Source organism: Cellulomonas sp. URHB0016 (assembly GCF_054057935.1).
In genome coordinates, this window is sequence record NZ_JBSRZU010000001.1 from 2,581,064 (window position 1) to 2,592,377 (window position 11,314).

The 11,314-nt window shown below is 75.3% G+C and carries 10 protein-coding genes; 8 read left to right on the forward strand and 2 right to left on the reverse strand.

What is annotated here, in order from left to right:
- Window positions 1-56 precede the first annotated feature (56 nt).
- The 8 genes from ACVW07_RS11850 to ACVW07_RS11885 all read left to right on the forward strand — a co-directional run bounded on the left by ACVW07_RS11850 (window position 57) and on the right by ACVW07_RS11885 (window position 8,083).
- Window positions 57-1,865: an MSCRAMM family protein gene (locus ACVW07_RS11850; protein ID WP_456819443.1), complete on the forward strand. Its 1,809-nt coding sequence runs from the start codon at window positions 57-59 to the stop codon at window positions 1,863-1,865.
- 171 nt (window positions 1,866-2,036) lie between these two features.
- Complete coding sequence (locus tag ACVW07_RS11855; RefSeq protein WP_456819444.1) at window positions 2,037-3,311, forward strand: ThiF family adenylyltransferase; 1,275 nt, start codon at window positions 2,037-2,039, stop codon at window positions 3,309-3,311.
- 113 nt (window positions 3,312-3,424) lie between these two features.
- Window positions 3,425-4,651, forward strand: a complete 1,227-nt coding sequence (locus tag ACVW07_RS11860; protein ID WP_456819445.1) for a molybdopterin molybdotransferase MoeA — start codon at window positions 3,425-3,427, stop codon at window positions 4,649-4,651.
- Window positions 4,648-5,133: a cyclic pyranopterin monophosphate synthase MoaC gene (moaC, locus tag ACVW07_RS11865; protein WP_456819446.1), complete on the forward strand. Its 486-nt coding sequence runs from the start codon at window positions 4,648-4,650 to the stop codon at window positions 5,131-5,133. The genes ACVW07_RS11860 and moaC overlap by 4 nt, the downstream gene beginning before the upstream one ends.
- A complete protein-coding gene (locus ACVW07_RS11870) occupies window positions 5,133-6,152 on the forward strand; it encodes an NTP transferase domain-containing protein (protein WP_456819447.1) in 1,020 nt (339 codons plus the stop codon). Before moaC ends, ACVW07_RS11870 begins: the two co-directional genes overlap by 1 nt.
- On the forward strand, window positions 6,149-6,388 hold the full coding sequence (locus tag ACVW07_RS11875) for a MoaD/ThiS family protein (RefSeq protein WP_456819448.1): 240 nt from the start codon (window positions 6,149-6,151) through the stop codon (window positions 6,386-6,388). Before ACVW07_RS11870 ends, ACVW07_RS11875 begins: the two co-directional genes overlap by 4 nt.
- A gap of 193 nt (window positions 6,389-6,581) precedes the next feature.
- Window positions 6,582-7,217 carry a DUF6318 family protein gene (locus ACVW07_RS11880; protein WP_456819449.1) on the forward strand — a complete coding sequence of 212 codons (636 nt, stop codon included), beginning with the start codon at window positions 6,582-6,584 and terminating at the stop codon, window positions 7,215-7,217.
- A gap of 104 nt (window positions 7,218-7,321) precedes the next feature.
- Window positions 7,322-8,083, forward strand: coding sequence for a hypothetical protein (locus tag ACVW07_RS11885; RefSeq protein ID WP_456819450.1), 762 nt, complete (start codon window positions 7,322-7,324; stop codon window positions 8,081-8,083).
- Window positions 8,084-8,200: 117 nt separating this feature from the next.
- Here the strand turns inward: ACVW07_RS11885 and ACVW07_RS11890 are convergent, their stop codons facing one another.
- Entirely contained in the window at window positions 8,201-9,529 is a 1,329-nt protein-coding gene (locus ACVW07_RS11890; RefSeq protein WP_456819451.1) for a hypothetical protein, read from the reverse strand.
- On the reverse strand, window positions 9,523-11,262 hold the full coding sequence (locus ACVW07_RS11895) for a hypothetical protein (protein ID WP_456819452.1): 1,740 nt from the start codon (window positions 11,260-11,262) through the stop codon (window positions 9,523-9,525). Before ACVW07_RS11895 ends, ACVW07_RS11890 begins: the two co-directional genes overlap by 7 nt.
- Window positions 11,263-11,314: the final 52 nt, after the last annotated feature.

Consider the following 11,314-nt stretch of genomic DNA (forward strand, 5'->3'; position numbering starts at 1 on the left):
GTGCCGTGGTCCCGGCCGTGCCGGGGCGGCGGCGGCGAGCCCATGAAGGAGCGACCGTGCGACCTCTGATCGGCCGTCTGGCAGTCCTGGTCCCGGTGGCCGTCCTGGCCGTCGCCCTCGGGTTCGCGCCCGTGGCCGCGAACCCCCTTGCCGCGAACCCCTTTGCCGCGAACCCCCTTGCCGCGAACCCCTTTGCCGCGAACCCCTTTGCCGGGAACCCCGTGCCCTATCCGGAGCCCACGGTGACACCCGGCGTGGAAGGCCGGATCACCGGCACCCTGACCGGCCCCGACGGCCCCGTCGCGGGCGCGCACATCTCCGCGTCGAGCTCGACGGCACCCTCCGGGTCGGGGCTCACGTCCGCCGACGGCACGTTCACCATCGACCACCTGGCCCCCGCCGAGTACGTGCTCCGGTTCGACGCACCGGCCGGCTCGGGCCTGGTGACCGAGTACTACGCCGACGCCTCATCCCGTCCTGCTGCCACGCCGGTCCGGGTCGAGCTGGGCGGGACCACGGTCGTCGACGCCGAGCTCGCCCGCAGCGCACGCCTCTCGGGCCGGGTCACGGACCCGGCGGGCGACCCGGTGGAGGGCGTCAGGGTCTCCGCGTTCACCGGTGCCTCGGAGTCCTCCGGGTACGCGGACACCGCGGCGGACGGCACGTGGACCATCTCGGAGAACCTGCCGCCCGGCACCTACACGGTCTCGTTCACCACGTGGGGCGAGCGGTACATGCCGTCGTACTACCCCGGTGTCCCGGACGGGGCGCAGGCCAGCCCGATCGACCTCGCCCCGGGGCAGCAGGTGGACGGGCTCGACGTGACGCTGCTCGACGCCGGGACGCTCCGCGTCGTGGCCAGGGACGCGTCGGGGGCGCCGGCCGTGGGGGTGCCGGTCCAGCTGACGCTGTCCGACGGGTCGGTCCTGTCGTCCACCGGCGTGACGGGCGATGAGGGTGTGGTCGAGGTGGGCCCGGTGCCCGCGGGGACCGGGCGCGTCGGCTTCGGCATGGACGGCACCGACCAGCCCTTCGTGCCGCAGTGGTTCAGGGCGCCGCACGGCACCACGACGAAGGCCGCGCAGGCGAGCGACGTCACGATCGCCCCCGGCGTCACGACGGAGGTCGGCGCGACGCTGCGCACCGGCGCGACGATCACTGGCACCGTGCGCCGCCCGGACGGGACACCGGTCGCGGCCTACCTCGGGGCGTACAACGAGGACGGGAGCGTGTTCCGCACCGCGATGTCGGCCGAGGACGGCACCTACACCCTGCGCGGGCTGACGCCGGGCCGCTACGGCGTCTACGCGTACGAGGGGGACACGACGGCGTACTACGGCACGGGCACCAAGCCCGCCGAGCCGAACGTCCGGGTCACCGGCACGGCGCAGGCGTCCGGCATCGACATCACGATCGGTACCCGGTTCGCCGACGTGCAGCCGACCGCGCCGTTCGCCGCCGACATCGAGTGGATCGCCGCGCGGGGCATCGACGAGGGCACGACCACCGCCGACGGTCTGGCCGTGTTCGACGCCGGCGGTCGGGTGTCCCGCGAGGCGCTGGCGGTCGTCCTCTACCGGGCGGCGGGCTCGCCGGCCGTGCCCACGCCCACCCGGTCCCCGTTCGCGGACGTCGCCGACGGCGCCCCCCACCTGGCCGAGATGGTCTGGGCCTCGACGCACGGGCTGCCCGCGCGGGCGACCGGCCGCACGCTCTCGTTCCTGCCGACGCGCTGGGTGACCCGCGCCGAGGGCGCGCGTGCGGTGCGCTCGTCGGCCGGTCCCCCCGCCCCGCTCACCTCCGGGGAGCCGCTGCGGCGCGGGGAGATGGCGTACCTGGTCCATCAGGCGACCGGCACCGACTGAGCCGTCGGGCGTCGGCCGTCGGCCGTCGAACGGAGGGCGTGAGGCCTGGTCGGCACCCTCTCCGAGATGGACTGCCCGACCGCGACGGCCCGACGGCTCCGTGACATGGACCCGGACCACGGTGTGCGCCCCGCGCACCGGGACGGAGGAGTGGCGACGTAGGTTGGGACCGTGCCGATCCCGCCCCTCGTCGACCCCGGGCCGCCGCTCACCGCGGACCAGCTCGCCCGCGGCTCCCGGCATCTGCTGCTCCCCGGTCTCGGCGCCGACGGCCAGCGCCGGCTGCGCGCCGCCCGGGTCTGCGTCGTCGGGGCCGGTGGCCTCGGGGCGCCCGTCCTGCAGTACCTCGCGGCGGCGGGCGTCGGCACGCTCGGCATCGTGGACGACGACGTGGTCGACGTCTCGAACCTGCAGCGTCAGGTGGTCCACGGCACGTCCGACGTCGGGCGGGCCAAGGTCGACAGCGCGCGCGACGCGGTGCTCGACCTGGACCCGTCGATCGTCTGCGAGGTGCATCGCACGCGCCTGACCAGCGACAACGTCGACGACATCCTCGGCCGCTACGACCTCGTCGTCGACGGCACCGACAACTTCCCGACCCGCTACCTCGTCAACGACGCGTGCGTCCGGCTCGGGCTCCCCGAGGTGTGGGGATCGGTGCTGCGGTTCGACGCGCAGACCACCGTGTTCTGGGGCCGGCCGCCCGCCGGTGTCCCGGCCGTCCAGCTCCGCGACCTGTTCCCGTCGCCGTCACCGCCCGACGAGGTGCCGTCCTGCGCCGAGGCGGGCGTGCTCGGTGCGTTGTGCGGGCAGGTCGGGTCGGTGATGGCCACCGAGGCGGTCAAGCTCGTGACCGGGCTGGGGGAGCCGCTGCTCGGCCGGGTGCTCGTGGTCGACGCGCTGCGCGGCCGGTGGCAGGAGGTCCCCCTGCGCTCGTCGGGCACGCCCGCCGCGGACCGGACTGCCGCGGACCGCACTGCCGTGGACGGCACCGCCGTCCACGCGACCGCCGCGGACACGGGCGACCGGCACGCCACGACCGCGGGCATGGGCGACCGGCACGCGACGACCGCGGGCATGGCCGACCGCCACGCGACCGCCCCGCAGGCGACCGACCCAGACCGTGCCGACGGCCGTCGCCCGCCCGCCGTCCCCAGCGTCACCGTCGAGGAGCTCGCGGTCCTCCTCGGCGACGGCGACGTCTACCTGATCGACGTCCGCGAGCCCGGCGAGGCCGCGCTGGCCGCCATCCCGGGCGCGCACCTCGTCCCGCTGGGCACGGTCCTCGACGGCTCGGCGCTCACGGACCTGCCGCGCGACCGGGAGATCCTGGTGCACTGCGCCGTCGGTGCCCGTTCCCTCGTCGCGGCCGAGGTGCTGCGCGACGCCGGGTTCGACGCCACGCACGTGGAGGGCGGGATCGCCGCCTGGCTCGACGCCCGGTGACCGGCCGGCCACCCACGGTCCAGGCCCTGACGTCCCGGGTGCCGCCGGTCGGGGTGGTGCCAGGATCATGCTGCCCGCCGGACCGCGCGGGCGGGCCCGACGAGAGGACACCCGTGCGACCGCTCGACGAGCACCGCGCCGCCGCGCTCGCGCTTGCGCGCCCCCTGGACCCGGTCGAGGTCGGCCTCGGCGACGCGTGGGGCATGGTGCTGGCCGACGACGTCCGCACCGACGGTCCTCTGCCGCGCTGGGACAACTCGGCGATGGACGGCTACGCCGTGCGGGCGTCCGACGTCATGACCGCCGCAGCCGGTACGCCGGTGCTGCTGCGCGTCGTGGCGGACCTCCCGGCCGGCTCGTCGGGCAGGCCGCAGCTCGTGGCCGGCACCGCCGCCCGGATCATGACGGGTGCGCCGGTGCCGCCGGGGGCGGACGCGGTCGTCCCGGTCGAGGACACGGACGCGGGGACGACGACGGTCGAGATCCGGGCCGCCGCCCCGGTCGGTGCCCATGTGCGACGGGCAGGTGAGGACGCCGTCGAGGGCGACCTCGTCGTCGGCGCGGGCACCCTCCTCGGCGCCGCCCACGTGTCCGCGCTCGCGTCGGTCTCGGCAGCGACCGTGCGCGTCCACCGGCGTCCGCGCGTCGCGGTGGTCTCGACGGGCGACGAGCTGGTGCCACCCGGTGAGCCGCTCGGCCACGGCCAGATCCCCGACTCCAACTCGTGGCTGCTCGCGGCGGCGGTCCGCGAGGCCGGAGCCGACCCGGTGCGCCTCGGACCGGTGGGCGACGACGAGCAGGCGCTCCGGGCGCTCCTGGGCGAGCTCGACGGGTCGGTGGACGCGATCGTCACGTCGGGCGGGGTGAGCGTCGGTGCGTACGACGTGGTGAAGGCCGCGCTGCGCGACGAGCCGGGCGTCGAGTTCGTGCCGGTCGCGGTCCAGCCGGGCAAGCCGCAGGGCCTCGGACGGCTGCCGGGAGGCACCCCCGTGTTCGCGCTTCCCGGCAACCCTGTCAGCTCGTTCGCGTCGTTCGAGATGTTCGTCCGCCCGGCCCTCCTGCGCATGCGTGGCCTCACCGACGTGCAGCGGCCCGCCGTCGTCGCCCGTGCCGGGGAGTCCTGGCGCACCCCGCCCGGCCGCGCCCAGCTCATGCCGGTGCGATGGGAGCCCGAGACCGACCCTGCGTCCGGGCCCGTCGTCGTCCGGGCCAGCGCGCGCGGCTCCGGCTCGCACCTCGTCGCGCGCCTCGCCCTCGCCCAGGGTCTCGCCGTGATCCCCGCCGACGTCGACGAGGTCAACGCCGGCGACCTCCTGACCATCCTGAAGGTGTCCCCATGACCGACCGCCCGTCCCAGCCGTTCACCCACCTCGACCACGCCGGGCACGCTCGCATGGTCGACGTGACCGCCAAGCAGCCCACCGTCCGCTCGGCGCGCGCGTCGGGCCGGGTCGAGTGCGGGCCGGACGTGGTCGCCGCGCTCCGCGACGGCACCGTGCCCAAGGGCGACGTGCTCGCCGTCGCCCGGGTCGCCGGGATCGCCGCCGCCAAGCGCACACCCGAGCTGCTCCCGCTCGCACACGTGATCGGGGTGCACGGCGTGGTCGTCGACCTGGAGGTGACCGACGACGGGGTCAGCATCTCCGCGACCGTCCGCACCGCCGACCGCACCGGCGTCGAGATGGAGGCCCTCACCGCCGTCTCCGTCACCGCGCTGGCGGTCGTCGACATGCTGAAAGGGCTCGACAAGTCCGTGCGGATCGCCGACGTGCAGATCGAGGAGAAGACCGGCGGGAAGTCGGGCGACTGGCGGCGCGGCTGATGCCGGACGGGCCACCGCCGGAGCGGCTGGCGCCGGACGGGCTGGCGCCGGACCACGCGCAGTCGGACCGGGTGCCGCCGTTCACGGCGCCGATGTTCGACGCGATCGTCCTCGCGGGCGGTCGTGGCAGCCGGCTGGGCGACGCGGTCAAGCCGGAGGTCCTCGTCGGCGGGACGGCCCTCGTCGACCATGCGCTCGCTGCCGTGGTGGGTGCTCGTCGGGTGGTGCTCGTCGCCCCGCCCGAGGTCGCCCGCCCCGGGGTGCTGACCGTGCTCGAGGACCCGCCGGACGGCGGCCCGGTCGCGGGGATCGCGGCCGGTCTCGCCGCGCTGCGGTCCCTGCCCGACGACGCCGAGCCGGCCCGGTCGCCCGACCCGGTTCGTCCCGCCGACGGCGCTGCCGGCACGGACCTCGTCGTCGTCCTCGCCTGCGACGTCCCGGGAGCCGCACGGGCGCTGCCTTCCCTCCTCACCGCCGCGAGCGCCCCGGGCGTGGACGGTGCCCGCCTGGTGAGTGCCGAGGGGCGCCCGCAGCACCTCGTCGCGGCCTACCGCCGGCCGGCCCTCGAGTCCGCCCTCGCCGCGCTGCCGGCCGTCCGGCACGCCGCGGTCCGCACGCTCGTCGAGCCACTCCGGCTGGTCGGGATCGCCGATGCCACCGACGCCTCCGCGGACGCGGACACGTGGGAGGACGTCGCCCGTCTCGACGCCGAGCTCACCCGTGGCACCATCGGACAGCGGACCCACCGACGGACGGAGCACCCCATGAGTGAGGACCCTCGCCGCGCCCCCGGCGCCGACCTGCCCGCCTGGGTGGCGCACATCGCCGCCGAGCTCGGCGTGGACCTGGCCCTCGTCGACGTGGACCGGATCCTGGGTGTCTCGGGGGATGTCGCGCACTCCGTGGCCCGCCCGGCAGTGCCGGTCACGATGCTCGTCGCGGGTGCCGCGCTCGCGGCCGGCCGGACCGACGTGCTGGACGTGGTCGAGCGCGAGGCGTTGGCCTGGGCGGCCGGATGACGGTCACGGTCCGGTACTTCGCCGCCGCGGCCGAGGCGGCCGGCCTGGACACCGAGCAGGTGGATGCCGGTACCGCCGCCGAGGTGCGTGCCCGGCTGGTCGCCCGGCACGGGGCGGTCCTCGACCGTGTGCTGGACCGGTGCGCGCTGCTCGCCGACGGCACCAGGGTCTCGGCCGCGGACCCGGTCCCCGCAGGCGCGACGCTCGACGTCCTGCCTCCGTTCGCCGGCGGCTGACCGCGTCGGGGCGGCCCGCCGAGCCGTGTCCCTGCGACCACCGCCCCCCGGACGGCTGAGCGCTGGCGGCCGCCTCGTGATGCCAGGGTCCGCGCACGGCGGGGTGCCCTGCGCCGGGACGGATGCTTGACGGTTGTCCACAGATGGGCGGACGCGGCCCTGCCGCTCGCCTTGGTTCGCTACGTTCGCGGGCATGCCGACAACTCGCGGGAAGGCCGTACGACGCCGGACCCTGCCCACCCTTGCGGCTCTGGCTGTCGGACTGGTCGCCGGGTGCACCCCGGGCTCCTCGTCCGCCCCCGACCCGACCGTCGCCGGCACCCGTGCCGCCGCCGTGACACCCGCCCCCACGCCGACACCGACGGACGACGTCCGCGTCCCGCCGGAAAGGCCCGCAGCCTGGGACGACGTGAGCGTCGACGGGGCGATCGCAGTGGCCACGTACTTCCTGGAGCTGTACGGCTACACGTATGCCACAGCCGACTCCGAGCAGTGGATCGCGTTGAGCCACCCGGAGTGCGTCTACTGCGCGGACGTTCGGACCGGTGTCCACGACATGGCGATGGAGGGCCAGCACACCGAAGGGGGCGCACTCTCGTTGCGGGACCAGACGGCCACGGAGGTGACGCCTCAGGAGCTCTTCTCCGTCGACGCCGTCGCCACTCAGGCCGCCTTGCGCATGGTGAACTCGTCCGGCGTGGCTGTGTCGGACTGGACCCAGCCAGAAGAGTTCAAGGTGAACGTGCTCGTGCTCCGGGACAAGGGACGCTGGTACATCCGTGGCGTCAACACCGCCGACGTCGACGGCAGCCCGGGCGCAGCACATTGAGGGGCGTGGCTTTGGCCGTCGCCCTGATCCTCTCCGTCTCCCCGCCCGCTCCGGCGACGAATCCCTCAGCGCGCTCGCATGCTGAGGGCAGCAACATCGACGTCTTGAACGCGTACGCGGACCATGCCCAGCAGGCGGCGGCGCACCCGCAGGTGGCGGACGCGCCGGTGCTGATCGGGTGGGCGCACGCGGAGCTGTGCAACGTGTCCTCGGCGACGCTGTCGTCGAACATGGACGGCGAGTGCGACGCTCCGAACGGCACCGTCCCGCCCGTCGTCTGCCCGCCCGGGGTGACGCCCGAGCTGCCGCTGTGGGTGCGTCACCGCGCCACCGAGCAGGCGCCCTGGACGCCCTGGCGGTTCGTGACGGGCGGACGGTGCCCGGAAGGCCCGGTGCCGGTGATGACCGGCGAGGACTTCCGTCGGTTGCCGATCGCGCCGTCGCCGCTGCACTTCCAGCCGGACCAGGGTTGGGTGCTGGTCAACATCGAGACCATCGTCTACACCGAGGACGCCGAGCAGACGTTCCAGACAGAGCTGTTCGGAGTCCCGGTCGAGGTGGTGGCGACGCCGTCGCGGTTCACGTGGGACTTCCACGACGGCAGCCGACCGCTCACCACCACTGACCCGGGTAGGCCGTGGCCCGCCAAGGACGTCTTCCACGTGTACGAGTCGGTCATGACGGCGCACCTGACCCTGACGACCACGTGGTCGGGCCGCTTCCGGGTCGCCGGTGAGGAGCAGTGGCGGGACGTCGAGGGAACCGCCCAGACGTCGGCCGACTCGACCCCGTTCGAGGTGGTCGAGCGCCGGGCACACCTCGTCCCGACCGACTGCCTCACCGACCCCACGCAACGCGACTGCTGACCGCCGGAATGAGGGGAGGACGCCCAGCGATCGGCGACGCACGAGAGCTGGTCGTCACCCTGCCGTCCTTCGTGGCGATCGCCGAGGTCGGCGGGATGGCCCAGAAGCAGGTCCGGCTCAGCGGGCCGACGGCTCCCACGCCAGGACGCTGTACCCGTGTGGACCGGTGACCGTGACGAGCACCGTCCCGTCGGGGGCAACCTGGTAGGTCGCCGGGTCGGTGCGGGACTCCGTGCGGAAGAGCTCGGCCGCGGCGTCGTCGCCGGTCAGCGACGGCCCGGTGCCGCTGCCGTCCTCGGCCAGGACCATGATCTGCCCGGGTTCTCGCCGGGAGCCCCCGACCTGGAACGTGAACCGAGGCCCGGGCTCGACGTCGACGAGGACGGCGGTGCGGTCGGGAACGGGGACGGACCACGAGCGTGCGCCGTCAGCTCCGTGCTGCGTGACCCGGACCGTACTCGCGGCACCGGGGGCATTCGCAGCACTCGCGGCACCCGTCGGACCGCCGGCGTGGACGACACCTGTCGGGCCGGGGGCGCCCGGTGACCCGCCCGGCTCGGCGACCGTGACCGGGCTGCCGCCCGGTCCGACGACGACACCGGCCACACGCAGGTCGGCGTCATGTGCGCCGTCCGGCCGGAGCCGGAGCACGCCCCGGGCGGTGCGCGCGTAGACGCGCCCGTCGGGGTCCACCCCGGCGAGGTCGAGGAGCGGCACCTCGCCGCAGTCCACGACGGACGTCTCGCCCGAGGCCAGGTCGGTCGCGGCCAGCCGGGGGTGCGGCCAGCCGGTGCCGGCCTCGACCAGGGCGTAGTACGCGACGCCGGACGCGGAGACGACGGGGGTCGCCACGTCCGCGGGCAGGGGCCGGACCTGCACCGTCCGAGCGGTCGCCGGGTCGAGGCGGGCCAGCCCCGCGCTCGTCGCGCGCGGCAGGACCCACAGCGCGTCGGTGGCGACCTGCAGGCGCACGAAGACACCGCGGAGGTGCTCAGGGTCGGTGGTGCGGTGGTCCACCGGGCCCGACCGGCTCCACAGGGTGCGCCCCTGGGCGTCGATCCGGCGCAGCCGGTTGGTGGCGTCGGTGTCGCCGAGGACGAACTCGAGCAGGTGGACGCCACCCTCCCCGTCGGGTGCGAGGTCGACGACCACGCTGCCGCCGCCGTCGACGTCCACGACCACCGCGGAGGACCCGTCGCGCGGGTCGACGACGAGCACGCGTCGGCTGGCCTGGGCGGGGTCCTCGTCGAGCAGCACCACGATGCTCCCGTCGAGGCCCGCCCGCACCGGCGGCAGCGGACGCAGCGCCCGACCCGACGGGGAGTCGAGCATGTCGCCGAGCGACGGCTCGCCGACGTCCCGCAGCGTGAGGTCGCGCTCGCCGCTGCCCCACCCCAGGTGCGTGACGAGGCGCGGCGAGGGCCGGTCCTCAGCAGCGCTCACCATGGCGGCTTCCCGTACGTGATGACGGAGGCCGGGTTGCGCACGACTTCTTCGACGGAGGTGTCCTGGACCACGCCGTACGAGGTAGCGGGAAGGATCGGCCCCGGCGGCAGGGCCGCAGGGAACACCCACAGGCTCAGCACGCGCATCCGACCGCTGCCATCCCTGGACCCCCGGCTCAGCACCACGTGGTTGAGGTTGTCGATGAAGACGATATTGCCCGCAGGGATGTCCGGTGCGCCGACCCCGGTCCCCGAGTTGATCGTGTAGGTCAGCAGCGGACCGGTGTGCATCCGCGCCTGCAGCGTCGAGTACCACGCGGCCCGGGCCTGGACAGGTGTTGCGGCCGCCCCCGCCGCCGCCGACGCGTCCTGGTGCATGGAGACGAGGAACGTCTTGGGGATGACGCCCGACCTGAACCCGAAGAACAGCACCGCCTCCCAGCAGTTCATCGTGCTGGCGGGCCCCGGCTCCGGACCGATGCCGTTGATCCACCTCGCGAAGTCGTCCTGGTGGCCCCACGCCGTGGTGTCGCGGAGCTGGTACCCGGGCCCCGGCCCTGGGCCCTGCCCTCCGCGCCACCGCAGGTTGCCGGTCAGAGCGTCCCCCGCGGCGATGACGGCACCGCCGATGCGCGCGTCCACCGGGTCCACCACCCGGTTCGCGCCGGCACCGAGCGCCGCGCGGGCTCCTGCCTTCAGGTCCCGCAGCTGGCCGACGGGGAGCAGCTGCACCAGCGCCGCGATGTCGGTGTCGTTGAAGCCGTTGAGCGTGGTGGCGGCCGGTCCCCACGTCCCGGCGGCGACGGCCTCGTCCCAGTCGGCGTACAGCGTGCCGACCCGGGCGGCCTCGGTGTCGCCCGCCCGGACCGCCGCGACGACCCGGGCCGCCCACCCGCGCCTGCCCGGCAGCGCGGCCCTCACGAGCAGCACCCGCTGGTCGTGCGTGAGCGTGGTCGCGAGGTCGCGCATGTCGCGGTCGTTGAAGCCGTTGAGCACGACCGCCGCCGGCCCCCACGCCGGGGCGGCGACCTGGGTCTCCCAGTCGGCGTACAGCCGGCCCACCCGGTCCGCCTCGGGGTCGACGGTCGCGATCACACCGACGATCCGAGGTCCCCACGCGGGCGCGCCGTGCAGGCTCGTCCGCACGAGGGTCAGGCGCTGGGCCGCCGTCAGCGGGGTGACGCAGGCGCGGACGTCCGGGTCGGGGAGGCCGGCGAGGGCCGTCGTCGCGGGCCCCCACGTCCCCGCCGCGAGGGCATCGTCCCAGTCGGCGAGGAGACGGCCCCGCCGCACCGCCTCCGCGTCCCCTGCCGCGGTGACGGCAGCGGTGATCCGCGCGGACCACGCAGGCCGGCCCCGCAGGCTGGCACGGACCAGCTTGACGCGCTGCTCCGTGCCGAGGGTGTTGACCCGCTGCCGCATGCTCTGGTCGTTGAAGCCGCGCAGCGAGGTGGCGGCGTCATTCCAGCGCTCCTCGCGCACCGCCGACACGTAGGCGGCGAGGCGCTCCCGGACGGGGTCCCGCTGGACGACGATCGGCGATGCGGTGCCGGCGACGAGGCGTTGGACCGCGCGGTTCCCGGCGGAGCGCTGGAGGGCTGTGAGGGCGGAGGTCTCGACGGGCTCCGCCGGCCCGGCCGCCCTGGCCCGCGGGTCGGGTGCCGCGTCGTGCGCCTCGTGCGCATCGGGCCGTGGTGTCCGGGAGGTCCGTGCGGCCGGGGTCTGGTGCTCCATCGACCTTCCCCGATGCGCGCGGTGGGCCAGCAGGTGGTCCCAGCATCGGACG

Coding starts and splice junctions, on each gene's coding strand:
- moaC (WP_456819446.1), top strand. CDS start 4,648: ATGACCGACCGCCCGTCCCAGCCGTTCACCCACCTCGACCACGCCGGG.
- ACVW07_RS11870 (WP_456819447.1), top strand. CDS start 5,133: ATGCCGGACGGGCCACCGCCGGAGCGGCTGGCGCCGGACGGGCTGGCG.
- ACVW07_RS11875 (WP_456819448.1), top strand. CDS start 6,149: ATGACGGTCACGGTCCGGTACTTCGCCGCCGCGGCCGAGGCGGCCGGC.
- ACVW07_RS11880 (WP_456819449.1), top strand. CDS start 6,582: ATGCCGACAACTCGCGGGAAGGCCGTACGACGCCGGACCCTGCCCACC.
- ACVW07_RS11890 (WP_456819451.1), bottom strand. CDS start 9,529: ATGGTGAGCGCTGCTGAGGACCGGCCCTCGCCGCGCCTCGTCACGCAC.
- ACVW07_RS11895 (WP_456819452.1), bottom strand. CDS start 11,262: ATGGAGCACCAGACCCCGGCCGCACGGACCTCCCGGACACCACGGCCC.